Below are 25,403 nucleotides of genomic sequence, written 5' to 3' on the forward strand. Positions count from 1 at the left end.
TGGAGAATAATAGTGAGTGAACGCTTATTTATCCGTTTAGGCAAGAACCTGGGCTCGCCCTGCGCCTGGGTCGTATGGTCTGAGCAGGAACAGGAGATTATTGCCTCGGGAGAGCTGGTTGATGCGCGGTCGCTGGCAACCCTGACGCAACGAGCCGGGAATCGCCCGGTCGATGTGTTAGTGCCGGCCAGTGCCATTCAGCTTACTTCGGTCGAACTACCGGAGAAGGGCCAACGCCAGGCTCTCAAGGCGTTGCCTTTTCTGCTTGAAGATACCCTGGCCCAGAATGTTGATGAGCTGCACTTCGTCGTTGGCCCCCGCAGTGGCGAGAGCCTAAGTGTGGCTGTGGTTGCCCATGAACAGATGCAAAACTGGATCTCCTGGCTGAACGAGGCCGGGCTCAAGGTACGTAAAATGGTACCGGATTGTCTGGCTCTGGAGCGGGAAGACTGTGATTGGGCCTTGATGGCCTATGAAGATCAGCTGTTGCTGCGTACCGGCGAAGGCATGGGTATGAGCATGCCCAAGGAGTGGCTGCAACCCTTACTGCCTGGGTTGCTCGAAGAGCAGCAAACGGCACCGAGCCTGGCCTGCTATACCGAATTTCAATGGCCAGAGCTGGAGTGTCGGCAGATGCCGCTGGAGATGCCCATGCTGGTGTTGGCCAAGGGGCTACTCAAGTCACCTATCAATCTGCTGTCCGGCCCCTATGTCCCCAAGCGTGAATACAGTAAGCATCTGCTGCTATGGAAACGGGTGGCTGTTGTCGCCGCCATAGCTCTGCTGCTTGGCCTGATTAACAAGGGGCTTAACATACATCAGATGCAGGCCGAAGCCGATGAGCTGAAGGCGCAGAGCGAAAACATTTATCGTCAGGTGGTTCCCGGCAGTTCGCGGATAGTCAATCTGCGCTCGCAGCTGGAATCTCAGCTCAGAACCCTGCAGGGCAGTGGTTCGGGTGGTGAATTTTTTGCCATGCTGGATGGACTGGAAGGCGCTTTCAAACAAGTGCCGGATCTCAAGCCCAATAGCCTGAGATTTGATGCCGGGCGCAATGAAATCCGTATGCAGGTGACGGCCAAGAGCTACGCCCAGATAGAACAGTTCAAAGAGCTGGCCGGGCGTCAATTCCATCTCGAGGGTGGGGCAATGAACAGTACTGAAAATGCGGTCACCAGTACTCTGACCCTGAGGAGCAAATAAATGGAAAATTTGCGTAACTGGTGGGAATCACTGGCGCAGCGGGAGCAGCAATTGGTCGCGGCCATGGCAGTGATAGTCGCTGTCGGGATCCTTTATTGGGGGATCTGGACACCGATAAGCAATGCCGAGCAGAAGGCACAGAGTAACCTCAATGCTCAGACCCAGATGCTCAGCTTTGTGAAACAGACAGCCAATAAAATTGCCGGTATCAAACAAAGCGGCGACAGACCGGCTCTCAAGGGGAGTCTCAGCACTGTGGTGACCCAGAGTGCCGCCAGCTATGACTTAGAGATCACCCGCATGGCACCACAGGGGAAACAGATCCAGATCTGGATGGATGAAGTGCCCTTCGATAGCCTGATCTCCTATCTTGGGGATCTGGTACAGAAACAGGGCTTGTCGCTGGACAGCCTGGATCTGGCCGAAGGTGATAGCCCTGGCATGGTGAAAGTCAGACGAATCCAGTTATCTCAGTCGTAAGGTGTAGTCTTGAAACTGATTAGTAAAATAATACTCTGTGTGCTGATCTACCTGGCATTTATGCTGGCACTCTTTCCTGCAAGGTTAGCGGTTTCGCTGGCACCTCTGCCAAGTAATCTGCAACTCGGTGGCGTCAGCGGTACTATCTGGAGCGGCAGTATTGATGTCATTAAGCTGCAACAACGTCAGCTGGAACAGCTGAGCTGGGATCTCAGTCCCTGGGCGCTGCTGACCGGCAAAGCCAAACTGGACTTCCAGCTGGGCAGTCGCGCCAGTGCTGTCAGTGCCAAGGGGCAACTCACCTTAGCTGCCGGCGGTATCAGCGCCGAGAAGCTGCGTTTTGAAGCACCGGCAGAATTTCTCTTGGCTGGCAGTCGTCTGCCATTTCGCACCCAGGTAAGCGGTGAAGTCTCAGTGTTACTGGACACTCTGGCGCAAGGCCAGCCTTGGTGTGAGGCGCTCAGCGGCAAAGTATTTCTCAATCGGGTCGGCATCAAGAACCAGTTTGGCCAATATCCCTTGGGAGACATAGAACTCGGCCTGCAGTGTGTTGCCGGTCAGGTGCAACTGGCGACCGATGAAGAGAAAAACGCCATAGGCGTGGCCGGCACCTTGCTGCTCAAGACCAATGAACAACTTGAGGTCAAGGCCCGCATTCGTGAGACTCAGGCTCAGTCTGAAGATCTGAAAAAAGCTTTGCCATTTCTGGGCAAGCGTGATCCCCAAGGATATTTCCCCATCAATTACAACGGCAAAATCCCAGGTCTTTAAATAAGCAGGCAGCCGGGTTTCTCTCGGCTGCCATTTGTTCAATTTGAGCTTTCCCGTTTAAAACCCTGCGGAAACCCGCCAGCGCTTGTATCCAAGTCGACTAATCTGAAAATTCCCACCGCCCAGACAAACTCTGCAGCTCTGTTATTTCGTGTGAATTGGTATAACATTGTAGCCTGAGTCACATTTTCAGTTTGTCAGCGTCAGAGGCCTCTATGACAGAGCGGCAGAAGAAGCCGGAAATATTACACACCGAAGTTGTTGCCCGCAGTCGTCTGTTTCAAATAGAACAGGTACATCTGCGTTTCTCCAATCAAGAGGAACGTCACTACGAGCGGATGAAAGGCGCCAGCCGCGGCGCCGTGATGGTGGTGCCGGTTCTCAATGGTGAATGGTTACTGCTGGGCAGCGAGTATGCCGCGGGTACCCATAACTATGAGCTGGGCTTTCCCAAGGGACTAATCGACCCGGGTGAAACCGCCGCCGAAGCCGCCAACCGTGAACTGCAGGAAGAGATAGGCTATGGTGCCCGTAAACTGACCAAGCTAAAGGAGTTGAGTCTGGCTCCCGGGTATTTCGCCAGTAAGATGCAAATTTTCCTGGCCGAAGATCTCTATGAGAGTCGCCTGGAAGGCGATGAACCTGAACCGATAGAGCTGGTTCCCTGGCCGCTGGCGCGCTGGCAAGAACTGCTGGACATGAATGATTTTTCAGAAGGACGCAGCGTCAGCGCCTTGTTTTTGGCGATGAAACAGCTGAGACTGACAGAATCCCCCTAAAAATGGCCGTAGCGGCCACTGACTTTTGCTTATCCGATGGAAAGCGTTTGGAGTAGTTATGAAGCCAGAAGAGTTGATAGATCATGTTATCGCCATTGCAATGGAAGCGGGGCAGAAAATTCGCCAGATCTACCAACAAGGCAGTTTCAGCAAGGAAACCAAGGAAGATAACACCCCTGTCACTTCGGCCGATATCGCGGCCCACAATATCATCTGCAGCAGCCTGCAGGCATTGACACCGGATATCCCGGTATTGTCTGAGGAAGCCGCAGATATTCCCCTTTCTGAACGCAGCCAGTGGCGCCGCTACTGGTTGGTGGATCCCTTGGATGGCACCGGAGAATTTATTGCCGGCAGCGGCGATTTCTCGGTGATTATCGCCTTGGTTGAGCACAACCGTCCTATTATGGGGGTAGTTTATGCGCCCATGACCGAGGTGTGCTACTACGCCATCGCGGGACTCGGCGCTTATAAGCGCACTTCCCTGGCGGAGCTGCGAATTCACAGCAAGCTGTTACCGAAAGAGCAAAATAACGCCCTGCGCCTGGCAGTCAGCCGCCGTCAGGATCCGCAGTCCGTGCTCAAGCTATTCAACCAACCCAAACATTGTGAGCTTGTAGCACTCGGTGGCGCTGCGCTCAAGAGCTGCCTGGTAGCCGAAGGCAGAGCGGATTGTTATGTACGTGTAGGCCCCACTGGCGAGTGGGATACGGGCGCGGCGCAGATCATCATAGAAGAAGCCGGTGGCCAGTTGATGGATACTGAGCTGCAACCCTTGACCTACAACGAGCGTGAATCCTTGGAAAACCCTAACTTTATCGTGGTCGGTTCCCCGAACCTCGAATGGGACAAGATACTGACCGGAGATTAATCTAATGCAGATAAGACCAATATTCAGAGCCGATCTGGATGCCGTATTGGCCTTAGAGCTGGCAACCTTCGGTGAGCATTGCTACCCGGACTTCTTTTTCCGTCAGGCATTGGATGCTTGGTCCAGTGGTTTTCTGGGGAGCTTTGTCGACGGTCAGCTGGTAGGTTACCTGCTGCGGGTGAGCAGCGAAAAGCCTGGACAGCACTGGCTGTTGTCGCTGGCTGTATCTCCGACGAAACAAGGCCAAGGGATAGGCAAGCACTTGCTCAGTGCTTGTCTGGATGATTGCCGCCACTGTGTCGATGAACTGTTATTAACGGTAGCGCCGGATAATTCGGCCCGCCATCTCTATAGCCGTATGGGGTTTGAAAACCTGGGGCTGGAAGCCGACTATTTTGGTGTTGGTGAACACAGACTGCTGATGCGCTGGCAAAGATAACCCCCTTGTTCCAGACCAATGCCTCTCTTTACTGCAGATAAAAACACCGAGTGTTTTGCTTAATCGCGCCCCTCCATCAAGCCTGTCGATCGCTAGTCCAGCTTCACTTCAGATATAAAAAAACCGCTGCAAGCAGCGGTTTTTCCAGCTCAAAATGATTAGCCCTTTGGATAAGGATGCGCTACACCCTTGTGGCAATCCACGCAGGTCTTTCTGCTTTCAGGATCTTTCTTAAAGTTCATGCTGTGCATTCTAACAGCCATCTTCTTCATGGTTTCAGGCTGGTTCTCATAGATGCGGGTGTGACAATGCTGACAGTTGGCAGAGTCATTGGCACGGAAGTAGTTCAGTGCTTTATCAGCCTGTTCTTTACGGTTAGCGTCCAACCACTCCTGAGTGTTGAAGCCATCGATAGTCAGGAAGCCGTAGAGATCCTTGGAAACAATGATCTTCTTCACCAGATAGTCAACCGGGCCGTGAGGCAAGTGACAGTCTTGACACTGAACAGTAACGCCGGCACTACCACCACCGTGGGCAGAAGCCAGTACTTCATCTTTCAGTGAGTGGTTGCTGTGGCAGGTCATACAGAACGCATCTGTACTGGTTGCATGCAGCGTCTGCTGGGTAGCGAAGTAGCCAACAACACCTATCACTATGCCGACGACCAGTAGCGACAGGATGGAATACTTTGCGCTGGGTTTAAAAATTGCACGCCAGTTCATCACTCTTCTCCAAAATAAAATTCTTATATCTATATTGAGCTATTCGTTGTTCTGAAATTTGATTATAAACCAGTTTTCTTTCATTAATCTGACCCGAAAAGTGCAAAATGAGACTTAGCTCTAACTCTCAAGGCCTATTGACGACTGAATTTTAAGTTAATGCCATATATGCACTTTTCCTAAACTTAAAGCATGGCACCCGCTTAATCAAGCATAGTCAATCGAATAATTAACATACAACTAATTCTCGAAACAATAAATGTGATCCAAGCGACGCTAAAGATGTAATGAACAATTTTATTTTGGACAAGACGAAACTATTTAATCAAGATGTCTGTCTATTGAGGTAAGCACAGACTGTGTGCTTCACCAGAACCCAAGGATAACGATGAGAAGCTTGCTGCTGATACTGACACTGATAATGATGCTGGGACAGGCCATGATGCCTGCAGCCGCGTCTGTTTCTGTGTCTGAACATCAGCCAATGGCAGCCATGGACTCATCTGCATCCACCAGCATGGCCATGGATATGGATTGCTGCCAAGGTCAGCAACATTGCCCAGACTGCGATCTGGGTATGGATTGCGGCACCATGGGCAACTGTGCCAGCCACTGCACACCTGGAATAAGCCTGCTTACCGCCGGCCATCCTTTGTTGGTGACAGGAAGCCAGCAGATAGCCCTGCCGAGCTGGAGCTTGCAAACCGCTATACTCTCGCAGCAAACACCCCCTCCCAATTCAACACAGATGTAACTCTGGCCTTACGGCCGCAAAGCTTTAGTTAATGTTTTTACATCTGAATATTTTTGGGAGTTCCCACTATGTCTGCATACAAAATTTCTGCATCTCGTTTTAGCGCCGCCCTGTTAATGTTTGCCAGCCTGTTTATGGCTTCAGGCAGTTTCGCAGCCGAGTTAAACCTGCCGGATAATCTGGTGATCAAGGCTATTGATGGCCAAGCTGTATCCAACTTTGACCGCCACCAGTTATCCGCCGGAAAACATATTGTCGAACTCAAATACCGGGACATTTTTGCCGTCAATGCCGATGACTCGGGCTCTTGGGTTAAATCCGGCCCCCTTTATCTGACACTGACTGTCGCCGAACAACAAAGTCTGCAACTGCAGTTACCGACTCTGGATACCGAAGCTGAAGCTAACGCCTTTATTCGCAGTCCAATGTTGAAAGTTGTGGATGAAGCGGGCCAGGCAGTTCCGGCCGAGATAATGACCCATGGAGATCTAATGGCCGACTGGTTGGCACAGCTGCGCCGCTGAGTTTTCAGAGTGGAATGAGACAGAGGCTCTACCATGCTGCTAACAATGATTGCCGGAAAAAGTGTAGCAATGTCATCACACTTCTTCAGATGTGAGTCATATCAAGGCAAGCTTTTGAAAGCATGGTAGACTATTGGGGTCCATTCTCTCTGGAGTTCAAGCTCAAGATGCTATCGGTTCGCCGCCACATCCTGGTTCTGTTTACCATGTTCGCATTGCTCGGGCAGGGTATGCTAACCAATGGACACTGGATGGTGCCAACAGCTGAAGCGCATTCCGGAAAAATGGATTCCACGGCACACTCAATGGCTGCCACCATGGATTGTCACACTCAACAGACAAACGCCAGTCACTGCTGCGATGACTCGCAAATTGATACAGTGCTTCCCGACACTGTGAGTCATTGTTGTGAAGGCAAAGGATTCTGCAAGAGCGACTGTAACCATTGCCTGGTGATATCTGTAGCGGGTACCCTCATCGCCGTCGGTTCCTGGCCGGTGATGTCTCTGCCCGAAGCCGCCGTGGCCACGCCTATGCCTCATTTCCACTCTGTTTCTATCGGCCAGACAATCAAGCCACCCATAGTTTGATATCCAAGGCACACTTGTGCCCAAAATCTGCCAATAAATACGAATTTTTAATGGGATAAGCGCCAAGAGTGCACAGTTGCACCTGGCCAAAGCGTATCCCAAACGGAGTGAATCAATGAAAACCTTTATCAGCGTCCTGATTATTGCCCTATTGTCTGTCACCCTGGCCCGTGCCAGCTTCGCAAACGACCGTGAACATCACCACGGCCAGCAACAAGCCGCGGTAACTGCCGAATATAGCTGCCCCATGCACCCTGAAGTGACAGGTAACAAAGGGGATTCCTGTCCCAAATGCGGCATGTTTCTGGAAAAACCGCAACAAGCCGGCTATCACTGTCCCATGCACCCTGAAGTGACAGGAAAGAAAGGTGACTCCTGCCCCAAGTGTGGTATGAATCTTGAGCCTGTAGCAGGCCAGAAACACCACCACCACTAATCAAGCTGTAGCTGGAGATGAGGCATATGAGCGATTCAAACCGTAAACGCCAACGACTGGCCTGTGCGCTTAGTCTGGTGTTGGCTGTCGGCCCGCAATGGAGTATGCAGGCAATGGCCCAGGGCAATCAGCCCCAAGGGCAGGAACAACACAAAGATCATCAACATGGGACGGCAAGCCAGGAGTATTACTGCCCCATGCATCCGGAAGTCACCAGCCATGAGCCGGGACGTTGCCCCAAGTGCAACATGTTTTTGGTCAAAGATGAGGCCACCGAAGCTTTGGCTGAACCAACACAGGCTCAGCAAAAAACCTATATCTGCCCCATGCATCCGGAAGTGACCAGTCACGAGCCAGGACGCTGCCCCAAATGCAATATGTTCCTGGTCGAAGAGGAAGAAGAGGAGCCAGGTTCCCATGCCGGTCATGCCGAAGCTACAGAAACCCAGGCTACAGAAGCCAAAGCCACGGAAAGCAAGGCTAATGACCATAGCCAGCACGCCATGCAGCAGAGCAAGCCCGCATTGGAGATCAAACCTGCACCTCTGGATCAGGGCAGCAACATCAAATATGTCTGCCCCATGCATTCGCATATCATCAGCGACGTGCCCGGCACCTGCCCCATCTGCGGCATGAACCTGGAAAAAGTCGAGATGGGCGGCCACTCGGAAACCGTTGAGATTGATGTCTCAGGGCAGATGCAGCAAGCCTTGGCTCTCAAAGTAGCCAAGGTGGAAAGAGACACGCTGTGGAAGTTCGTCAAAACTGTAGGCCAAATAGACTATGACGAGAGCCAGATCAGTCATATCCATGCCAGGGTCAACGGCTGGATTGAAAAGCTTAAAGTAGAGTCTGTCGGTGACAGGGTCGAGAAAGGCCAGTTGCTGTACGAGATCTACTCACCAGACCTGGTCAATGCCCAGGACGACTATCTGTTGGCCCAGGAGACGCTGAAACGCTCAGGCAACAGTGCCAACTACCAAGAGCTATTGCGTAAGGCCGGGCTACGCCTCGAACTGCTGGGCATGAACCAAGAGCAAATCAAACAGCTTGCCAGGACAGGCAAGACCCAATACCGGGTTCCTTTCTACGCCCGCGAAAGCGGCATAGTCAAACAACTTGAGGTACGTGACGGCATGTATATACAACCTCAGACCGAGGTCATGTCACTGGTCGACCTCTCCAAGGTCTGGGTCATCGCCGATGTGTTTGAAAACGAGCAAAGCTGGCTGGAAGTGGGACAGACCGCCGAGGTCAATATCCCCGCCATGGGACTCAAGGGCATAGAAGGCAAGATTGATTATATCTATCCCGAGCTGGATCCCATCACCCGAAGCCTGAGAGTCAGAGTGGTACTCAACAATGATCAAGCGATGGAGCTAAGGCCCAAGACCTTGGCCAAGGTTTCCCTCTATGGTGGCCCCAAACGCGATACTTTGGTGATCCCTCAGGAAGCCTTGATCCAAACAGGCAAAGAGAACCGGGTCATAGTCAAACAGGATGATGCCAGTTTCAGCGCCAGAAAGGTCACTGTCGGCATGTTGAGTCAGGGTAAAGCAGAGATCCTCGAAGGCCTGCATGAAGGCGAAAACGTGGTGATTTCCGGGCAATTCCTGCTGGATTCAGAGGCCAGTCTCAAGGGTAGCCTGATGCGCCTGAGCTCAGGCCACCAGCACTAGGAGGCAACATGCTGAAAAAAATCATTGAAGCCTCCATCAAACAAAGGGTGATGGTGCTGATTGTCACCCTGATGGTGACGGTTTGGGGGATTCAGGCGCTGCGTACCACGCCGCTCGACGCCCTGCCGGATCTGTCCGATGTGCAGGTCATCATCAAAACCGCCTATCCGGGACAGGCACCCAAGCTGGTAGAGGAACAGGTGACCTATCCCCTGTCCACCGCCATGCTGGCCGTGCCCGGGGCCAAGACGGTGCGCGGCTATTCCATGTTCGGTGACTCCTATGTCTATGTGATCTTTGAAGATGGCACCGACATCTATTGGGCCCGCTCCCGGGTATTGGAATACCTGAGCCAGATAAGCAGTCGTTTACCCGAAGGGGTGCAACCCTCACTGGGGCCCGATGCCTCCGGGGTCGGTTGGATCTATGAATATGCCCTGGTAGACCGCAGCGGTAATCTGGACCTTTCGCAACTCAAGAGTTTGCAGGACTGGTATTTGAAGCTGGAACTGCAGAGTGTTGCCGGGGTATCGGAAGTCGCCACAGTCGGTGGCATGGAACAGACCTATCAGATAGTGCTGGAGCCGGACAAGCTGGCGATTTACAAGCTGGATATCGCCTCGGTCAAGCAGGCGATTACCAAGGCCAACAACGAGGCCGGCGGCTCTGTGGTGGAGATGGCCGAAGCCGAGTACATGGTACGCGCCAAGGGCTATCGTCAAACACTGGCGGACTTTCGTGAAATCCCGCTGGGGATCACCAGCCCCTCAGGCACACCACTGCTGCTGAAAGACGTTGCCACCGTACGCAAGGGCCCGGCATCCCGCCGTGGCATAGCCGAGCTCGATGGTGAGGGCGAAGTCGTCGGTGGCATCATAGTCATGCGCTATGGGGAAAACGCCCTGGCGACTATCGAGGCGGTGAAAACCAAGCTGGAAGAACTCAAGGCGGGGCTCCCCGAAGGCGTGGAGATAGTTCCCACCTACGACAGATCGCAACTGATTGAAAATTCGGTCGACAACCTGCTGCACAAGGTGCTGGAAGAGATGGTGGTGGTGAGCATTGTTTGCTTGCTGTTTCTGCTGCATGCTCGCTCGACCCTGGTGGCCGTCATTACCTTGCCACTGTCGATACTGATCGCCTTTATTGTGATGAACAAGATGGGGGTCAACGCCAATATCATGAGTCTTGGCGGTATCGCCATCGCCATCGGGGCCGTGGTGGATGGTGCCATTGTGATGATCGAGAATATGCATAAACACCTCGAGCATTTCAAGCAAGACCACCAGCGCCAACCCGACACCAAAGAGCACTGGAAAATTGTCGCTGAGGCCTCCATTGAGGTTGGGCCGGCACTCTTCTTCTCCTTGCTGATCATAACCCTGAGTTTTGTGCCGGTATTTGCCCTCGAAGCCCAGGAAGGCAGGCTGTTCAGCCCGCTGGCCTATACCAAAACCTTTGCCATGGCGGCCGCGGCGGTGTTGTCGATCACCCTGGTGCCTATCCTGATGGGCTTCTTTATCCGCGGCAAGATACCCTCGGAAAGCAGCAACCCACTGAGCCGGGTGTTGATAGCCATCTACAAACCTATGCTCAATGCCGTGCTGCGCTTCCCCAAGCTGACCCTGCTGGCGGCTCTGGTGGCGCTGGCCAGTGCCTGGTATCCGGTGAGTCATATGGGTAGTGAATTTATGCCCGAGCTAGAGGAAGGCGATCTCCTGTACATGCCAACAGCCTTGCCGGGCATCAGTGCCAGCAAGGCCGCCGAAGTGCTGCAGCAAACCGACCGGCTGATCAAAACCGTTCCGGAAGTGGCGCGGGTGTTTGGCAAGGTTGGCCGCGCCGAAACCGCCACGGATCCTGCGCCATTGACCATGCTGGAAACCACCATAATGCTCAAACCCAAAGAGCAGTGGCGCGAAGGCATGGATCTCGACGGCATTATTGCCCAGCTGCAAAGTACGGTAAAAGTGCCCGGTCTTACCAACGCCTGGGTGCAGCCGATCAAGACCCGTATCGACATGCTGTCTACCGGTATCAAGACACCTGTGGGGATTAAGATCACCGGCGCCGATGTCAATCAACTGCAGGAGATAGGGGCCCAGATAGAAGCGATTCTATCGGCGCAGCCTCATACCAAGTCGGCCTATGCCGAGCGGGTGGGTGGCGGCCGCTACATAGACATCACGCCGAAACTCGAGGTGACCTCCAGATATGGCATGACCCTGAGCGATATTCAGGACGTAGTACGTTACGCAATAGGCGGCATGAATATCGGTGAGTCGGTTCAAGGTGCCGAGCGCTATCCCATCAACCTGCGCTATCCAAGAGAGTTGCGTGACAATATCGAAAAGCTCAGAGAGCTGCCGGTGATCACCAAGAGTGGCCACTATCTGCCGCTGCGCAATCTGGCCGACATCGAAATCACTGATGGCGCGCCTATGCTCAAGAGTGAGAATGGTCGTTTGATCTCCTGGGTATTTGTCGATATCGGCGGCACGTCCATCGGTGAGTATATCGAAGCGGTCAAGCCGGTATTGGAGCAGGAACTGGATCTGCCGGCCAGGTACAGCTACAGCTTTGCCGGCCAGTATGAATATATGCAGCGGGTCGATGCCAAACTGCAGCAAGTGATCCCCATGGCACTGGCGGTGATCTTCATTCTGCTGATGATGACCTTTGGCTCATCCATGCAGGCCAGCATCATTATGCTGTCACTGCCGTTCGCCTTGGTGGGCAGTACCTGGTTGCTGTATCTGCTGGACTACAACATGTCGGTCGCTGTAGCGGTGGGCATGATAGCCCTCGCCGGGGTCGCCGCCGAGTTTGGTGTGGTCATGCTGGTGTATCTCAACAATGCCATCAAGCACAAGCAGGACAGAGGCGAATACCACAGAGTGGAGGACCTCAAGGACGCCCTGATTGAAGGTGCGGTAATGCGGATCCGCCCCAAGGCGATGACAGTGGCGACCATCTTCTTCGGTCTGCTCCCTATTATGTGGGGCGCAGGTTCAGGCAACGATGTGATGCAGAAGATTGCCGCGCCCATGGTCGGTGGCATGGTTACCGCCCCTGTGCTGTCGCTCTTTGTTCTTCCGGCGCTCTATCTGCTGATCTACCGTCGTCATTTAAGCAAACCTAAGGCTGAATAAGCCAGTAGATGATTGCAAAAGCAAAAACGGCTGCCAATGCAGCCGTTTTTATTGGATTGATATCGGTTATGTTGAGGAACAATAAAGTTTGTACACTAATCAGTCGCTGTGGGCTGGTTTTCAGATGATGTACCTAGCTCGCCAGATGAAATACTCTGTTTTGATATTTCAATTTCCTTGAGAATTTTTTTAGCTTTAACTTTGGCAGCATTAACAACTTCGGGCTTCTCCTGTTGGAGAAGCTCTTCCAGCGTTCTTCCCATGGTACATCCCTCGCTCAAGATCAATTAGGAAAATCCTCCCCTTTAGGCTGGCAAACTTGAACACTTTCTTATTTGGTGATGGCTTACGTAAATTTCGGCGAGAGACTTAACTTCAACTTATTCGAAAAATATTTTTGTCAAACTATGGTTGTTTTTGTCAATGTATAGTTTCAGCGACATTTGGTTTCAGCCCCGAGTGCTATGGGCGACACAGATAGAGCGGCAACAAAGCCAGAAGCGGTCAGTTAAGATACAGGGCGGCTGCGGCAATCTGGTTTGGCCGGAACTCAGGGAGGCATGATGCTTAGAACCATACGCGACTATCTCAGACTGCTGCTGTTCTTTGTGGGGGTGCTGGCGGGGATTCAGCTCCCCGGCTTTGTCGATCAATATGGCAAGAGCCTCCAGGCCCACCTGAGCGAGATCCAAACCCAATTGGCCGGGTTTCAGCACGATGCCGACCGTTTCTTCGGTGGCGATCTGGATAAGCTTATCGCCCACTATGTGACCAACAAAGATCCGGTATTTACCTCCGGCGGTGATAAGCTCAACGCCATGGTAGAACGCCGCTCCAAGTTGCAGCAGGCCTTGGCCGATTTCCGCGAGAGTCTCTACAGCCCCTACCTGCAACTGGCGTTTGCGCCACAGGCGGATATCCGCCGCGAAGTGTGGGACAACTACAGCCACAATATTCTGCTCAAAGGCGATGCCATAGCCATTGGCCTACTCAGTGGCTTGCTGCTCGCAGCCTCGGCCGAGCTGCTGCTCAGCTTATGCTGGCTGGCGTTGCGGGCGCTGTTTCGGCGCCGGCCGTCTGCCGCCTGATTGCCCCTGTAGAATGTCTGTGTTTGTCCACTCCATTAACGGCTATGATGGTTTGTAATTCCCACTGAAAGGACAAATATCATGATTGCACAAGGTCAAGCTCTGCCGGATGCCACTCTGAGCCAACTCGGTAAAGAGGGCATGATCAACCACAAGGTTAAGGAACTGTTTGCCGGCAAGAAGGCCGTGCTATTTGCTGTTCCCGGTGCCTTTACCCCCACCTGCTCCGAAGCTCACCTGCCGGGTTATGTGGTGCTGGCCGATGAACTCAAGGCCAAGGGCGTCGATATCATTGCCTGTGTATCGGTCAATGATGCCTTTGTGATGAAAGCCTGGGGTGAAGCCCAAAACGCCGGAGAGATCATGATGTTGGCCGATGGTGATGGTGCCTTCACCAAGGCGCTGGGGCTGGAAATGGACACTGGCGCCTTCGGTGGCTTACGCTCGCAGCGCTATGCCATGGTGATAGACGATGGCGTGGTTTCTTTGTTGAATGTGGAAGCGCCCAAGACTTTCGAAGTCAGCAAGGCTGAAACCATACTGGCGAGTCTCTAATAGCGACTCAGGCAGCTTTAATGCCGAGATTCTGTTCTATCTCGGCGACACCGGCAGCCACCTGAGAGGCGATTGCCTGCCCTTGCTCTGAGGCGGTGATCGCCTGGCTGCGCAGCTGTTCCATGGCGCTGGAGAAAGATTGCAGATGCGCCAGCTGCGACTGGGCATACTCAGTGCCCTGCTGGGTCCCGCTCGCCATGGCAAAAGCCTGCTGTCTCACCTCCTGCGCCAGCTGTTTCAGGCTTTCGGCTCTCTGTCTCTGCCTGTCGCTCGCCTCGGCTATGCCATCCATACTCTGTCCCAGACTCTTGTTGGCATTGGTGAGCCGATTGAGGATAGCGCCTATCTCATCGAGCGAGCTCTGGGTGCGACTGGAGAGGCTGCGCACCTCATCGGCCACCACAGCAAAGCCTCGCCCCTGCTCACCGGCACGGGCGGCTTCTATGGCGGCATTGAGCGCCAACAGATTAGTCTGCCCGGCAATATTACCTATCACGTCGATGATTCCCGCCACAGCCGCCACTGAATCATCCAGACTGGCAAGCGCTTGATAACACTCGGCAACTGCTGTGCGGGTTGAATCTGTGGCTTCCAGCATCTGCTGCGCTTCGAGTTCACTCTGGTGCATCTGCTCGGCGGTATTGCCGGCACGGGTGGCCAGCGAAGCTGAGCTGTCACTCACCAGTCCGGCCAATTCACTGAGCTCCAGCGTTTGCTGCCGAGCCTGATCCACCACTTGTTGGGTCTCACGGGTACTGCCGGCCATTTCACTGATTTTTTGCACCAGGGCCGACAGACTTTGAGAAATACGCGCCAATTGCTGCCGCTGCTGTTCATCCTCGGACTCGAAACGATTCAGCAGAGCATTGAAGTGGGCGGCTATCTGGCCGGTTTCACAGCGACGACTGATATTGAGGCGCTCGCGGGTATTGGACTCACTCAGTTGACTGAAGGCGGTGTTGAGCAGTTGCAACGGCTTCACCACCCTGAGCTGCTGCAAAATCAAATAAGCCACGGCAAATAAGGCCAGCACAGCCAAAGCCAGATAGAGCCAAAGCTGTAGCTCGTGTTTGAGCTTGTCGGTACGTTGTTGCTGCTCAGCGGCCATGGTCAGCAAGTTCTGCTGCAACTTGTGCATATCGGCGCGCAGCGCATCCTGCATTTGACGGTTATCCAACAGTTGCTGCTCGGTATTGGTCACTTCCTTGGCGTAGCGACTGCTGAGACTCAGAAGTTCAGCGCGGTAGCTCTCGCCAATCTCTTCACGTTCGGGTTCATCGTCACCCAGGGCAAATTCATCGGCCTCTACTGTGCGATAGAGACCAAGCAGTGGCAAGGCGCTGAGTCTGTCATGCCAGTCGGCCAACTGGGTTATGGTACTGTCGAGGTAAGGCTTGAGTCTTTGCTCCCGTCCGAGCAAGTAATCCTGGGTCAGCTGTGACAACTGGTAAACCAGCGGCGGAAGCTCCCGACTAAGCTGCAGATATTCATGCGCCACTTGTGGCGCCGTTGCCAGCCCTTGATCGCCGTAATCCGCCAGGCGCTTGTTGTTGTCCAACATTTCGGTTTCTGCATGGGCCAACAGCTGCCTGGGATTTCCGGCCAACTTGCCGGCGGCGCGATATTTACCATCCAGAGCCGTCACCAATTGCGCCAGCTCCTGTGCCAACTGTGAATCTACCGGCAAACGGTCATGAATATCATTGAGCTGGGCTCTGGCTTGTTCCAATCGCCCTGCATCGCCACTGGCGAGATACTTATCCAGATTGGCACGGATATCCACCAAAAATTCTTGCTGCAAGCCTTGCAGCGTCTGGCTCTGCAGTTCTGCCTCTTGTCTCTGTTCACTACTCCAGAGCACCAGTGAGGCGAGCAAGGCCGCCAACAAGAGCAACAACGCCGAAGCGCCGAGAGAAAGGGTGGAAATTTTCATGGCAAACTGCGCCCAATTGATTGAACTGAGCGCAGTTTATGACTGGAGCATGACAGTTGAATGACAATCGGCCATAAAGCGTATGGCGTGTTAATCTCTTGGCAACCACACCTGAGCGTGCAGCCCACCCTGGGGGCGATTGCTGAGAATGACCTTGCCCTGATGCCTGTCTATGATGCGTTTGATGATCGCCAGTCCCAACCCTGAGCCGACGCTGCCGCGGGCGCTGTCGCCTTGGGTAAAGGGCTGGAACAGCTTGGGGATCTGGCTCTCGGCTATACCCGGGCCATTGTCTTCCACACTGAAACCTATGCGGTGTTTTTCCACCTGGGAAGCGATACGGATCCAGCCGCGGCCGTAACGGAAGGCGTTTTCCACCAGATTGCCGATCACCCGCTTGATGGCCAGGCTCTGCATCGGCACTTCGGGGCACTCGGCCAGTACCAGCTCTATTTCACCGACTCTGTTGCACTCGGCCTGGGCCACTTCGCGAATTAAACGGTTGATCTGTTCCGGCTCGCGAATGCTCTCCTGATCCTGGCGGATATAGGCGATAAACTGATTGATAATGGCATCCATGTCTTCAATGTCTTTGACTATGCCCTCCTGCAGGTAGGCATCGTCGTCCACCATCATCTCGGAAGCCAGCCGAATTCGGGTCAGGGGTGTTCTAAGGTCGTGGGAAATCCCCGCCATCAGCAGCGCCCTGTCCTGCTCCAGCTGTTTCATACTCTGGGACATACGGTTAAAGGCATTGGTCACTTCGACGAGCTCACTGGAGCCGGTCAGCGGCAGCGGGTCAGGGAAATTGCCTCTGGAAACTGAGATAGCCGCCTTTTGCAGCCGCCGCAGCGGCCGGTTCTGTTGCCGGGCAAACCACCAGCCACCGGCGACACTCAAGGCGCCTATCACCAGCAGATAGAGGTTAAGGGGCGACAGGGCATTTTCGTTCCAGCCATTGAGGGGAACCTTGATCCAGATGGAGGGAGCCTGAGGCGGGCGGATCCAGATCTGCAGCAGATTGCTCTGGGCAATACGCACTTCGGCCGGGCCACCGAGATATTCCGACATCTGGGTTGAGAGGAAACCATAGTAGGTCGCCCGCTCGATACCGGCTTCCCTGGCCTGTTTCTGGTTATAGACATGCATGCCATCGTCGCGCACCTTGGCATTGAGGGCGTCCACTATGGTGAGGTGTTCACGGCCCACCTCGACCCCATCGACAAACAACAGATTGATCTGGCGGGCGATAAGCTGGTTGATCTGCTGGTAGCTGGGCTTAATGAAATAAACCGTCACAGTCAAATAGGAGACCAGCTGATTGATCAGCAACAGGCAGCCTATCAGCATGACCGTTTGGCTGAAGGCACTCCTGGGCAACAGGCGTTGCCACCAGCGCAGCTTCATTTACGGGCGGCACCATCTGGCACAAACACGTACCCCAGGCCCCAAACCGTTTGGATATAGCGCGGGTTGGCGGGATCCTTTTCAATCAGCCGCCTAAGCCGGGAAACCTGGACATCGATAGAGCGCTCCAACGCCGAATAGTCGCGGCCACGGGCCAGATTCATCAGCTTGTCGCGGGACAAGGGCTCCCTAGGGTGGGTCACCAATACCTTGAGCACGGCAAATTCACCACTGGTGAGGGCGATGGACTCTTCGTTGTGGTACATCTCACGGGTGGCCAGGTTGAGGCTGAACTCGCCGAAGCTGACCATCTCTTCCTGCTGCGAAGGCGCGCCGGGGATCTCCTGCACCTGACGGCGCATTACCGCCTTGATCCGTGCCAGCAATTCTCTGGGGTTGAAGGGTTTTGGCAGATAGTCATCAGCGCCGAGTTCCAGGCCTATGATGCGGTCGACTTCATCGCCCTTGGCGGTCAGCATCACTATTGGCAGTGGGTTGCCCTGTTGTCGCAGGCGGCGACAGATGGACAGGCCATCTTCTCCCGGCAACATAAGGTCGAGCACCAGCAGGTGAAAGTTCTCCCGCTCCAGCAAGCGATCCATTTGCTCGGCATTGGCGGCGCTGCGCACCTGATAGCCTTGTTCCATCAGATAGCGCTCCAACAAGGCCCGCAGCCTCATATCATCATCGACAACCAGAATCTTGGAGGTTTCTTGTCCCATGGGCTATTCCTCGAGTGCCAAGCCTGAAACTGGCACAATAGTATCTGAAAAAGTGGCTAAATATCTTAAATTTAGCCATTTTGATACCAAAAATCACCCGAGACTTTGTAACAGTAGTTGATCTTCTGTTGCACCTCAGTGAGAACGGGCCAAATCGGCGGCCGTGAGGCTGACCCCTTTAATCTGGGCGAAGAGTGACATCCCGGGCTGCAACGCCAGCTCCTCAAGGGCCCAGCGGGTAATATTGGCCCACAGCGGCATACCCGCCAGCCTCAGTCTTAGCTGCACATAGTCGCGGCTGTCGACCCGGCTCACCTCTTCCAGGGTTACCGGCAGGATATTGCGAATACTGCTGCCGCTCGGCACCTGCAGGCACACAGAGACCTGGTTGCTGTGAACCCGCACCCGTATCGGCTTATCCTGTTTGGGTAACAGTTCATTGACCCACAAGCTGTTGCCGTCGGCGAGCTGCAAACGGGTCATGGCATACTCGGGATGACTCTCGGCCACAGTGGCATGCAGCAGCGAGCTTTGCTCCTGAGCACTGAGCCAGGGTCTCAGCTCGTCACTGTCCCACACCTGTTCCAGCGGGCCGCTGAGGACGCAGCGGCCCTTGTCCAGCACCAGCATCTGATCCGCCAGTTGCAGGATCTCATCCAGACTGTGGCTGACATAGATAATCGGCAGCTTAAGTTCGGCGGTGAGCCTCTGTAGGTAGGGCAACAGCTCGCGCTTGCGCGGCAAGTCGAGCGATGCCAGCGGTTCATCCATCAAGAGGATCTCTGGGCGGGTCAGCAAGGCCCGGCCTATGGCGACCCGCTGTTTTTCCCCGCCGGAGAGGGTAAAGGGAAACCGATCGAGCAGCTTCTCCAGCCCCAAGAGTTGCACCACGGTATCAAACTCGCGACTGTCTTTATCCTTGCGGCCATAGTTGAGATTGCCGCGCACCCGATAGTGGGGAAACAGCCTGGCATCCTGAAACACAAAGCCGGCGTTACGCCGCTCAGGTGGCAGGTTGATCTTCTTTTCTTTATGAAACAACCAGCGCTCTCCCAAACGGATCTCACCGGCATCCGGCGTTGCCAAACCGCCGAGAATATTAATCAGTGAGGTCTTACCGGCGCCCGAACGGCCAAAGACGGCGCTGACCCCGGAGAGAGGTAATTCTGTGTCCACATCCAGTAGGGTTTGCCCCAGCTGTTGCCTGATAGCGATTTTCAGCATTGTCCCAGCGTCCTCTGTTGCGCCCGCTTGCTGAGCCATTGGGAAGCTATCAGCGAGGCCAGTGAAATTAATATCGCAATCACGCACAACCTGGCGGCCTCGGCCTCGGCGCCCGGGGTCTCGATAAAGGAGTACATGGCCAAGGGAATGGTGCGGGTTTCACCGGGTATGTTGGAAACAAAGGTAATGGTGGAGCCGAACTCCCCGAGGCTGCGGGCAAAGGCCAGCACCATGCCCGAGACTATGCCGGGCGCGGTCAGCGGCAAGCTGATGGTGAAGAAGACCTTGAGTCGGCCGGCGCCCAAGGTGCGCGCCGCCTGTTCCAGGCGCACATCCACCCCTTCGAGCGCCTGACGAATGGCACGAACCATTAACGGGAATGACACCACCGCGGCCGCCAGCGCGGCGCCGCGCCAACTGAAACTGAAACTGAAGCCAAAAGTGTCATAGAGCCAGCCACCGAGAAAACCGCTGCGGCCCATGGAGACCAGCAACAAATACCCTATGACCACAGGTGGCAGCACCAGTGGCAGGTGGATCAGGCTATCGAGCACAGACTTGCCGGGGAACTCCAGCCGCGCCAGCACCCAGGCACACAAAATACCAAGCGGCAGACTGCAGAGCACAGCCACAGTGGACACCTTGAGACTGAGCAGCAAGGCGGCCACTTCATAGTCGGTCAACAAGCTCAAAGTCAGGATCTCAGTTTACGCCGAAGCCGTATTTGGCAAATACCGCCTTGGCAGCGTCGGACTGCAGGAATTGATAGAAACCTTCAGCGCCTTTGTTGTGCTCTTTACCCACCAGCGCCATGGGATAGCTGATTGGCTTATGAGTCTCTTGGGGGAATACCGCCAGCTGTTTTACCCCTTTGGCAACCTTGGCATCTGTGGAATAGACAATCCCCAGAGATGACTCGCCGCGTTCAACCAACGCCAAGGCGCCGCGAACACTATTGGCTCTGGCCAGCAGAGGTTCGGCCTGTTGCCACAAACCCAAGTTTTCCAGCGCCTGCTTGGCATAGCGACCGGCCGGCACATGATCTGGATCGCCAACCGCCATCCGACTGTTACCCAAAGCCTGTTTGAGATCCCAGGAAGCCGAGATTTCAACCTGGTTCAGCGCACTGCTTTTCGGCGCGATCAGCACCAGAGTGTTACGCAGCAGAGTGACCCGACTATCACTGTCAATGGCCTTGTTTTCATCGAGATAGTCCATCCATTTCTGGTTGGCCGACAGAAACAGCTCGGCGGGCGCACCTTGGGCAATCTGGCGTGCCAGCGTCGAAGAGGACGCAAAAGAGAACACGGTTTCAGTGTTATGCTTGCGGTCATATTCGGCGCCCAGTTCATTCATGGCATTGGTGAGTGAGGCGGCGGCAAAGACGGTGACTTTTTCCTTGGCACTGACGTTAAAGGCCAACAATAACCCCAGAGCCAGGCTCAGGGCTGGACGAAACAGGGACTTCATAACGACTCCTTGGTGAAATGATTACACTATTTGGATACTGCCAACGTTATATACATAGTTATATAACGATAAGCAAGCCTGTGAGCGTCAGTGAGTGATCCCTGTGGTCTTTATCAGCGCAATGAGGGAGAATAACCCTGACACTGATAAGGAATACACCATGGATCTCAAAGCCCTGCTGACTCTCAACAATGCCGATAAACTGTTTGCCAATCCCAAACGCATTGCGCTATTGAAGCAGATACGCATTACCGGCTCCATCAGCCAGGGCGCCAAACAGGCGGGCATCAGTTACAAGGCGGCCTGGGATGCAGTCAACGACATGAATCTGCAGGCCCCTCAGCCTGTGATCAGCAGTGAAAAGGGTGGTAAAGGCGGTGGCGGCGCCAAGTTGACCGAGTTTGGCGAGCGTCTGCTGAAACTCTACGAACTGATGGATCAGATGCAGGACATGGTGCTCAAGGCGCTGTTGGATGCGGCCGTCCCCATGGATAATCTGTTGGATCTGATGGCGCACTTCTCGCTCAAGACCAGCGCCCGCAATCAACTGGCCGGTGAAGTCATTGCGCTCAAGGATGATTCTCTCAATGACAATGTCAGGGTCAAATTGGCCGGCGGGCAGGAGATAGACGCCGCCATCACCCATGCCAGCACTGACAAACTGGGACTGCATATCGGCAAGAAGGTATTGCTGCTGTTCAAGGCTCCCGCCGTCAGCATCCACTCGCTGCAGCAGCCCCTCAGCAGTGGCAACCGCCTCAAAGGCCAGTTATTGCAAATAAAACGCGATACCCAGCGCAGCGAAATTACCCTGGATATCGGCGGCAACGACCGCCTCTACGCTTCGGTATGCAACGACAGCCTTGAGGGCTTGCCATTGGCTCTGGGCGATCATCTGCAGGCCTGCTTCGAGCCGGGGCAGACACTCATCGCCTGTGTAAAATGACAAACAAAGGCATCCTGTTTATCCCATTGGCAAGAAGGCGCACTTGCAAGCACGCCTGAGTTCTGTAAACCTTCTGCATTATTGGCATCGGCGCCTGGCGCCATCAGCAGTTGACCGAATAAATCGATGAAAGCCCATTTGATTACCCGTAAGGGCTGGGAAGCCCTGGACAAAGAACTCAAATATCTGTGGAAGGAATACCGTCCCGAGATCACCCTCAAGGTACAGGAGGCCGCGGCCCAGGGTGACCGCTCCGAAAACGCAGATTACACCTACAACAAACGCTTGCTGCGACAGATAGATCGCCGGATCCGCTATCTGGTTAAACGTCTGGAAGAGCTTAAAATAGTCGACTACTCACCGCAGCAGGAAGGAAAGGTGTTTTTCGGCGCTTGGGTCGAGCTGGAAAACGACCAGGGCACTGTGGTGCGCTACCGGATTGTCGGCAAGGATGAAATAGACACCAAGAAAGGCTATATCACCATAGATTCCCCCATGGCGCGAGCACTCATAGGTAAACAGGTTGATGATGAGGTCCAAGTGCAAACCCCATCCGGGATCAAAGAGTGGTACATCAATGTGATCCAATACCAGGCGTTTGAAACAGATGTGTCAGAATAATCTCAATTTAACAATTTGTTATTGAAAAAAATCCCAGGAAAAAGGTAGACTTCCCCCGTTTGGCTCGAAGAAGTGCAGGGAGATGCCTGCCGGGCCGGACGACTCAGCTTTCAACATAGGAACAAGGAAGTGCAGACTCTCAAAAAATCCGATAAGAGTTATGGCGTAGCCGTGTGCCTTTCAGGCATTTTCGGCATCTTGGGCATACACCATTTTTACTGTGGACGTATTCTGCATGGCCTGTTTGATCTCGGTCTGGCAATAGTAGGTATTACGCTGATTTCGACAGATGATCCTACCTTGGTATTCACCGGAATAGCTGTACTGGCGGTCGATATTATCCACACAGTGATAATCACTTTCATGTTACTCGTGGGAAGCTATAAAGATGGGCAGGGTAGGCTGATCACTTACCCGGGACAAAAGTTAACTTAAGGACAAACAATGACAATCGAAAATGAGCAACTGAGCGACAAGGGTTTCGTACCTACTCTACTGCTGTGCTTCTTCCTGGGCAGCTTCGGCGTGCACCGTTTTTACACAGGTAAAATCGGTACGGGTCTGCTGATGTTACTGACCCTGGGTGGCCTGGGTATTTGGACTCTGATCGACTTTGTTCGTATTGCCATCGGTAGTTTCCGTGATGCCGAAGGCCGCCAGATCAAAGCAGCCTGATCCCTGGATGCCAGTGGCTGGAGCCACTGGCATCCTTACTCACTCCTTAGAAAGTACTCTTCCCTTACGTAACATCTCTTCCGCTTCCAGACGCTCCTGCTCCCTTTGTGCCTGAGTGGTACACCTTCTTATCGGCATCCTCGAACCTGTCACTGTGACTTTTTCACAGCGATAACCATCACTGCGATCGACTTCTGCTTGAGCCGGCTGCGTTTCATCAGTACTACTACAGGCTCCCAAACACAACACCATAACCGCCGCGGAAACACATCCTTTCATTTACTTTTTCCTGTAAAATTCTGCTGTCATTGCCAAGCTACACAATTAATCGACAAGCAACAATTGCGCTGCATTTCACCAACAAAGGCAAAGATACAAATTGGCGCCATTGAACTGCGGCCAAAGCGTCTAATATTCCGGCTATGGCGCATCAGCTCTGAGCCTTGAAACCAAAACCAAAGATCATCTATTTAACATAAGTTGCACTTCAAACTGATATAGATACAAAGTGTCACATGGCAAAACTAAAATCTGCATGATGACAATTTCGTCAAAGAGGAACCTTATGACCCGCTTACTGATATTATTGCTGTGGCTGTTACCTATCGGGATCATGGCAGCCCCCTTTTCCGGTGAGTTGCTGATAGACAAGACCTGTCCGCTGTTTCAATCGAAGAACAAGGGCACTAATCCCGGGCAGCTTTACAGCAGCCCAGGGCAGAGGCTGGAGATAGTTGAACGCCTTGGTCACAACACGCCCACCTGGTTCAGGGTCAAGACCTCAGCCACACAATCACCTCTGCGTTGGATTGCCGCCGACTGTGGCCAACTGCAAACAGGTGTGTTGCCCACGGAATCTCAAACCGATAACGCCTGTAACCTGGCCGATAAATACGATAGTCATCTACTGGCTCTGTCGTGGCAAAACGCCTTTTGTGAGTCAAAAGGTTCCAGCAAACCCGAATGTCGCAGCCAAAGCGCCGACCGCTTTGATGCCAGTCATTTCAGCTTGCACGGCTTATGGCCAAATAAGCGCTCTTGCGGCATCAGCTATGGCTATTGCGGCAAGGTCAAACACAAGCCCGATGACTTCTGCAACTATCCCACCATTGAGTTAAGCAAAGCTGTATCCCGGCGCCTGGCTCAGATGATGCCCAGTCACGCCTACGGCAGTTGCCTGGAGCGGCACGAATGGTGGAAACACGGCAGTTGCCGGGATGAAAATGCCGAAGCCTACTTTTCATTGGCACTCAGACTGACCACAGAGGTGAACCAGGCAACGCCTCTGCTCAACCTACTGCAACAAAACATCGGCGCCAAGATAGCGACCGATTCTTTAAGACAAGCGTTTCAACAGAGCTTTGGCCCTTCGAGCGAGCACAAGCTGAGTCTTAAATGTCACCGGGGAATGTTAACCGAAATTCAACTCAGCCTTCCCGAAAAGATAAATGACAGCGACCTGAAGACTCTGTTGCTACAGGCACCCAGAATTGCTCCCGGCAACTGTGGTAGCCAGATCCGCATCGATGCGGCCAACTGAGAGAAATTAGAGCGCCATAGTCAGGCGAATAATACTGAACACTGCCCCCTGGGGGTCGTTGAGCACCGCAAAGCGCCCCACATTGGGAATATCTGTGGGTGGCACACAAACCTTGCCGCCCAATTCAGCCGCCCGACAAGCCATCAGATCACAGTCATCAACACTGAAATAGATCATCCAGTGGGGCGGCACGTCACCCCACTGCTCTGTCATTTGCAGCATTCCACCAATGCCTTCATCACAGCTGTCGCTATTGAGAAACCATTCTGTATATTCAAAATCAACAGCATTCTCACTGCGACGCATCTGCCAGTTGAACACCTTGGGATAAAAGATCTTAGCCTCTTCGGGTTGTCGACAGGCGAGCTCAACCCAGCAAAGAGTGTTGGCTTCCCACTTACGCCCGGCACCGGGATGTTCGACGCCCTGCCAAACCGAAAAATGGGCCCCTTCGGGATCGGTAAATAGCGCCATCTTACCGGCGCAGCCAACCTCGTGGGGGCCCATCAGAAGCTGGCCTCCAGCGGAGCTGATGGCCTCGATACAGTGATTAATATCCTCCACCGCAAAGTAAACCGCCCAGTGACTGGGAACCCCCTGCTGCTGTAATTCAGTAGGCAATTGGTAAATGGCGCCTATATCTTCATGCGCCTGCTTCAACATAGTATAGGCGCCTTCCGGCATGGGAATATCTTCAGCTTGCCAACCAAAGAGTCGACAATAAAAGTGCTTGGCACTGTTCCAGTCCTGCGTCCCCAGCTCTACCCAACAGGGCTCGCCATGTCTGTATGCTGTAATCTTCATTATCCGGTTCCCATTTCT

The 25,403-nt window shown here is 53.7% G+C and carries 29 protein-coding genes; 19 read left to right on the forward strand and 10 right to left on the reverse strand.

Going from position 1 to position 25,403, the window contains the following annotated elements; all coding sequences use genetic code 11:
- Positions 1–12 precede the first annotated feature (12 nt).
- From gspL to ACMHXE_RS13170, 6 genes are all read left to right on the forward strand, one after another.
- Positions 13–1,203: a type II secretion system protein GspL gene (gene gspL / locus ACMHXE_RS13145; protein WP_165565886.1), complete on the forward strand. Its 1,191-nt coding sequence runs from the start codon at positions 13–15 to the stop codon at positions 1,201–1,203.
- Entirely contained in the window at positions 1,204–1,683 is a 480-nt protein-coding gene (locus ACMHXE_RS13150; protein ID WP_101054185.1) for a type II secretion system protein M, read from the forward strand.
- Between the two features lie 9 nt (positions 1,684–1,692).
- Positions 1,693–2,454: a type II secretion system protein N gene (locus ACMHXE_RS13155; RefSeq protein ID WP_335923250.1), complete on the forward strand. Its 762-nt coding sequence runs from the start codon at positions 1,693–1,695 to the stop codon at positions 2,452–2,454.
- A 215-nt stretch (positions 2,455–2,669) separates the two neighbouring features.
- Positions 2,670–3,233, forward strand: a complete 564-nt coding sequence (nudE, locus tag ACMHXE_RS13160; RefSeq protein WP_101095902.1) for an ADP compounds hydrolase NudE — start codon at positions 2,670–2,672, stop codon at positions 3,231–3,233.
- Between the two features lie 58 nt (positions 3,234–3,291).
- Positions 3,292–4,104 (forward strand): 3'(2'),5'-bisphosphate nucleotidase CysQ, encoded by an 813-nt coding sequence (cysQ, locus tag ACMHXE_RS13165; RefSeq protein ID WP_226565519.1) that lies wholly within the window; start codon positions 3,292–3,294, stop codon positions 4,102–4,104.
- A gap of 4 nt (positions 4,105–4,108) precedes the next feature.
- Positions 4,109–4,543: an N-acetyltransferase family protein gene (locus ACMHXE_RS13170; RefSeq protein WP_413732468.1), complete on the forward strand. Its 435-nt coding sequence runs from the start codon at positions 4,109–4,111 to the stop codon at positions 4,541–4,543.
- A gap of 158 nt (positions 4,544–4,701) precedes the next feature.
- Here ACMHXE_RS13170 and ACMHXE_RS13175 read toward each other — a convergent pair whose 3' ends face one another.
- Positions 4,702–5,265 carry a NapC/NirT family cytochrome c gene (locus ACMHXE_RS13175; RefSeq protein ID WP_039035180.1) on the reverse strand — a complete coding sequence of 188 codons (564 nt, stop codon included), beginning with the start codon at positions 5,263–5,265 and terminating at the stop codon, positions 4,702–4,704.
- A 388-nt stretch (positions 5,266–5,653) separates the two neighbouring features.
- Between ACMHXE_RS13175 and ACMHXE_RS13180 the strand changes: the two genes are divergently transcribed.
- The 6 genes from ACMHXE_RS13180 (at position 5,654) to ACMHXE_RS13205 (ending at position 12,400) form a co-directional block, all read left to right on the forward strand.
- On the forward strand, positions 5,654–6,019 hold the full coding sequence (locus ACMHXE_RS13180; RefSeq protein WP_101054175.1) for a hypothetical protein: 366 nt from the start codon (positions 5,654–5,656) through the stop codon (positions 6,017–6,019).
- A 68-nt stretch (positions 6,020–6,087) separates the two neighbouring features.
- Complete coding sequence (locus tag ACMHXE_RS13185) at positions 6,088–6,543, forward strand: DUF2057 family protein (protein ID WP_286996519.1); 456 nt, start codon at positions 6,088–6,090, stop codon at positions 6,541–6,543.
- A gap of 122 nt (positions 6,544–6,665) precedes the next feature.
- Entirely contained in the window at positions 6,666–7,133 is a 468-nt protein-coding gene (locus ACMHXE_RS13190; RefSeq protein WP_224867232.1) for a hypothetical protein, read from the forward strand.
- Between the two features lie 115 nt (positions 7,134–7,248).
- A complete protein-coding gene (locus ACMHXE_RS13195) occupies positions 7,249–7,569 on the forward strand; it encodes a heavy metal-binding domain-containing protein (RefSeq protein WP_101054170.1) in 321 nt (106 codons plus the stop codon).
- A gap of 197 nt (positions 7,570–7,766) precedes the next feature.
- Positions 7,767–9,248 (forward strand): efflux RND transporter periplasmic adaptor subunit, encoded by a 1,482-nt coding sequence (locus ACMHXE_RS13200; protein WP_404830194.1) that lies wholly within the window; start codon positions 7,767–7,769, stop codon positions 9,246–9,248.
- Positions 9,249–9,256: 8 nt separating this feature from the next.
- Positions 9,257–12,400, forward strand: coding sequence for an efflux RND transporter permease subunit (locus ACMHXE_RS13205; RefSeq protein ID WP_413732471.1), 3,144 nt, complete (start codon positions 9,257–9,259; stop codon positions 12,398–12,400).
- Between the two features lie 95 nt (positions 12,401–12,495).
- Here ACMHXE_RS13205 and ACMHXE_RS13210 read toward each other — a convergent pair whose 3' ends face one another.
- A complete protein-coding gene (locus ACMHXE_RS13210; protein WP_165565880.1) occupies positions 12,496–12,663 on the reverse strand; it encodes a hypothetical protein in 168 nt (55 codons plus the stop codon).
- Between the two features lie 297 nt (positions 12,664–12,960).
- Between ACMHXE_RS13210 and ACMHXE_RS13215 the strand changes: the two genes are divergently transcribed.
- The gene (locus ACMHXE_RS13215) at positions 12,961–13,488 is read left to right on the forward strand and encodes a DUF2937 family protein (protein ID WP_286996517.1); all 528 of its coding nucleotides are present in this window, start codon (positions 12,961–12,963) and stop codon (positions 13,486–13,488) included.
- Positions 13,489–13,569: 81 nt separating this feature from the next.
- The gene (locus ACMHXE_RS13220) at positions 13,570–14,043 is read left to right on the forward strand and encodes a peroxiredoxin (RefSeq protein WP_028780860.1); all 474 of its coding nucleotides are present in this window, start codon (positions 13,570–13,572) and stop codon (positions 14,041–14,043) included.
- A gap of 7 nt (positions 14,044–14,050) precedes the next feature.
- Here ACMHXE_RS13220 and ACMHXE_RS13225 read toward each other — a convergent pair whose 3' ends face one another.
- The 6 genes from ACMHXE_RS13225 to modA form a co-directional block, all read right to left on the reverse strand.
- Entirely contained in the window at positions 14,051–15,976 is a 1,926-nt protein-coding gene (locus ACMHXE_RS13225) for a methyl-accepting chemotaxis protein (protein ID WP_413732473.1), read from the reverse strand.
- Positions 15,977–16,066: 90 nt separating this feature from the next.
- On the reverse strand, positions 16,067–17,383 hold the full coding sequence (gene envZ / locus ACMHXE_RS13230; protein WP_165565878.1) for a two-component system sensor histidine kinase EnvZ: 1,317 nt from the start codon (positions 17,381–17,383) through the stop codon (positions 16,067–16,069).
- Positions 17,380–18,105 (reverse strand): two-component system response regulator OmpR, encoded by a 726-nt coding sequence (ompR, locus tag ACMHXE_RS13235; RefSeq protein WP_025010803.1) that lies wholly within the window; start codon positions 18,103–18,105, stop codon positions 17,380–17,382. The genes envZ and ompR overlap by 4 nt, the downstream gene beginning before the upstream one ends.
- A gap of 135 nt (positions 18,106–18,240) precedes the next feature.
- Positions 18,241–19,329 carry a molybdenum ABC transporter ATP-binding protein ModC gene (modC, locus tag ACMHXE_RS13240; RefSeq protein ID WP_101054153.1) on the reverse strand — a complete coding sequence of 363 codons (1,089 nt, stop codon included), beginning with the start codon at positions 19,327–19,329 and terminating at the stop codon, positions 18,241–18,243.
- Entirely contained in the window at positions 19,323–20,015 is a 693-nt protein-coding gene (modB, locus tag ACMHXE_RS13245; protein ID WP_028780857.1) for a molybdate ABC transporter permease subunit, read from the reverse strand. Before modB ends, modC begins: the two co-directional genes overlap by 7 nt.
- Positions 20,016–20,031: 16 nt before the next feature.
- Entirely contained in the window at positions 20,032–20,799 is a 768-nt protein-coding gene (gene modA / locus ACMHXE_RS13250; protein ID WP_101054150.1) for a molybdate ABC transporter substrate-binding protein, read from the reverse strand.
- Positions 20,800–20,959: 160 nt separating this feature from the next.
- Here modA and ACMHXE_RS13255 point away from each other — a divergent pair, with 160 nt between their 5' ends.
- The 4 genes from ACMHXE_RS13255 to ACMHXE_RS13270 all read left to right on the forward strand — a co-directional run bounded on the left by ACMHXE_RS13255 (position 20,960) and on the right by ACMHXE_RS13270 (position 23,041).
- Positions 20,960–21,745 carry a TOBE domain-containing protein gene (locus ACMHXE_RS13255; protein WP_101054147.1) on the forward strand — a complete coding sequence of 262 codons (786 nt, stop codon included), beginning with the start codon at positions 20,960–20,962 and terminating at the stop codon, positions 21,743–21,745.
- A gap of 126 nt (positions 21,746–21,871) precedes the next feature.
- The gene (gene greB / locus ACMHXE_RS13260) at positions 21,872–22,366 is read left to right on the forward strand and encodes a transcription elongation factor GreB (protein WP_039035338.1); all 495 of its coding nucleotides are present in this window, start codon (positions 21,872–21,874) and stop codon (positions 22,364–22,366) included.
- A 171-nt stretch (positions 22,367–22,537) separates the two neighbouring features.
- The gene (locus ACMHXE_RS13265) at positions 22,538–22,801 is read left to right on the forward strand and encodes a hypothetical protein (RefSeq protein WP_373297509.1); all 264 of its coding nucleotides are present in this window, start codon (positions 22,538–22,540) and stop codon (positions 22,799–22,801) included.
- Between the two features lie 9 nt (positions 22,802–22,810).
- Positions 22,811–23,041 (forward strand): TM2 domain-containing protein, encoded by a 231-nt coding sequence (locus ACMHXE_RS13270; RefSeq protein WP_039035336.1) that lies wholly within the window; start codon positions 22,811–22,813, stop codon positions 23,039–23,041.
- Positions 23,042–23,080: 39 nt separating this feature from the next.
- Here ACMHXE_RS13270 and ACMHXE_RS13275 read toward each other — a convergent pair whose 3' ends face one another.
- Positions 23,081–23,320: a hypothetical protein gene (locus tag ACMHXE_RS13275; protein ID WP_234555807.1), complete on the reverse strand. Its 240-nt coding sequence runs from the start codon at positions 23,318–23,320 to the stop codon at positions 23,081–23,083.
- A 286-nt stretch (positions 23,321–23,606) separates the two neighbouring features.
- Between ACMHXE_RS13275 and ACMHXE_RS13280 the strand changes: the two genes are divergently transcribed.
- Entirely contained in the window at positions 23,607–24,581 is a 975-nt protein-coding gene (locus ACMHXE_RS13280; RefSeq protein ID WP_165565874.1) for a ribonuclease T2 family protein, read from the forward strand.
- 6 nt (positions 24,582–24,587) lie between these two features.
- Here the strand turns inward: ACMHXE_RS13280 and ACMHXE_RS13285 are convergent, their stop codons facing one another.
- Complete coding sequence (locus ACMHXE_RS13285; RefSeq protein WP_101054135.1) at positions 24,588–25,385, reverse strand: VOC family protein; 798 nt, start codon at positions 25,383–25,385, stop codon at positions 24,588–24,590.
- Between the last annotated feature and the right edge of the window lie 18 nt (positions 25,386–25,403).

Source organism: Shewanella sp. BJSY2023SW007 (assembly GCF_047314525.1).
GTDB lineage: Bacteria > Pseudomonadota > Gammaproteobacteria > Enterobacterales > Shewanellaceae > Shewanella > Shewanella chilikensis.

Excerpts from the sequence above, each read along its gene's own strand:
- ACMHXE_RS13255 (WP_101054147.1), top strand. The coding sequence starts at position 20,960 with ATGGATCTCAAAGCCCTGCTGACTCTCAACAATGCCGATAAACTGTTT.
- ACMHXE_RS13270 (WP_039035336.1), top strand. The coding sequence starts at position 22,811 with ATGACAATCGAAAATGAGCAACTGAGCGACAAGGGTTTCGTACCTACT.
- ACMHXE_RS13185 (WP_286996519.1), top strand. The coding sequence starts at position 6,088 with ATGTCTGCATACAAAATTTCTGCATCTCGTTTTAGCGCCGCCCTGTTA.
- ACMHXE_RS13205 (WP_413732471.1), top strand. The coding sequence starts at position 9,257 with ATGCTGAAAAAAATCATTGAAGCCTCCATCAAACAAAGGGTGATGGTG.
- ACMHXE_RS13210 (WP_165565880.1), bottom strand. The coding sequence starts at position 12,663 with ATGGGAAGAACGCTGGAAGAGCTTCTCCAACAGGAGAAGCCCGAAGTT.
- ACMHXE_RS13195 (WP_101054170.1), top strand. The coding sequence starts at position 7,249 with ATGAAAACCTTTATCAGCGTCCTGATTATTGCCCTATTGTCTGTCACC.
- ACMHXE_RS13275 (WP_234555807.1), bottom strand. The coding sequence starts at position 23,320 with ATGAAAGGATGTGTTTCCGCGGCGGTTATGGTGTTGTGTTTGGGAGCC.
- cysQ (WP_226565519.1), top strand. The coding sequence starts at position 3,292 with ATGAAGCCAGAAGAGTTGATAGATCATGTTATCGCCATTGCAATGGAA.
- modA (WP_101054150.1), bottom strand. The coding sequence starts at position 20,799 with ATGAAGTCCCTGTTTCGTCCAGCCCTGAGCCTGGCTCTGGGGTTATTG.
- ACMHXE_RS13220 (WP_028780860.1), top strand. The coding sequence starts at position 13,570 with ATGATTGCACAAGGTCAAGCTCTGCCGGATGCCACTCTGAGCCAACTC.
- envZ (WP_165565878.1), bottom strand. The coding sequence starts at position 17,383 with ATGAAGCTGCGCTGGTGGCAACGCCTGTTGCCCAGGAGTGCCTTCAGC.
- greB (WP_039035338.1), top strand. The coding sequence starts at position 21,872 with ATGAAAGCCCATTTGATTACCCGTAAGGGCTGGGAAGCCCTGGACAAA.
- ACMHXE_RS13150 (WP_101054185.1), top strand. The coding sequence starts at position 1,204 with ATGGAAAATTTGCGTAACTGGTGGGAATCACTGGCGCAGCGGGAGCAG.
- ompR (WP_025010803.1), bottom strand. The coding sequence starts at position 18,105 with ATGGGACAAGAAACCTCCAAGATTCTGGTTGTCGATGATGATATGAGG.
- ACMHXE_RS13215 (WP_286996517.1), top strand. The coding sequence starts at position 12,961 with ATGATGCTTAGAACCATACGCGACTATCTCAGACTGCTGCTGTTCTTT.
- ACMHXE_RS13175 (WP_039035180.1), bottom strand. The coding sequence starts at position 5,265 with ATGAACTGGCGTGCAATTTTTAAACCCAGCGCAAAGTATTCCATCCTG.
- ACMHXE_RS13280 (WP_165565874.1), top strand. The coding sequence starts at position 23,607 with ATGACCCGCTTACTGATATTATTGCTGTGGCTGTTACCTATCGGGATC.
- ACMHXE_RS13180 (WP_101054175.1), top strand. The coding sequence starts at position 5,654 with ATGAGAAGCTTGCTGCTGATACTGACACTGATAATGATGCTGGGACAG.
- ACMHXE_RS13190 (WP_224867232.1), top strand. The coding sequence starts at position 6,666 with ATGGTAGACTATTGGGGTCCATTCTCTCTGGAGTTCAAGCTCAAGATG.
- ACMHXE_RS13285 (WP_101054135.1), bottom strand. The coding sequence starts at position 25,385 with ATGAAGATTACAGCATACAGACATGGCGAGCCCTGTTGGGTAGAGCTG.
- ACMHXE_RS13200 (WP_404830194.1), top strand. The coding sequence starts at position 7,767 with ATGCATCCGGAAGTCACCAGCCATGAGCCGGGACGTTGCCCCAAGTGC.
- modC (WP_101054153.1), bottom strand. The coding sequence starts at position 19,329 with ATGCTGAAAATCGCTATCAGGCAACAGCTGGGGCAAACCCTACTGGAT.
- ACMHXE_RS13225 (WP_413732473.1), bottom strand. The coding sequence starts at position 15,976 with ATGAAAATTTCCACCCTTTCTCTCGGCGCTTCGGCGTTGTTGCTCTTG.
- ACMHXE_RS13170 (WP_413732468.1), top strand. The coding sequence starts at position 4,109 with ATGCAGATAAGACCAATATTCAGAGCCGATCTGGATGCCGTATTGGCC.
- nudE (WP_101095902.1), top strand. The coding sequence starts at position 2,670 with ATGACAGAGCGGCAGAAGAAGCCGGAAATATTACACACCGAAGTTGTT.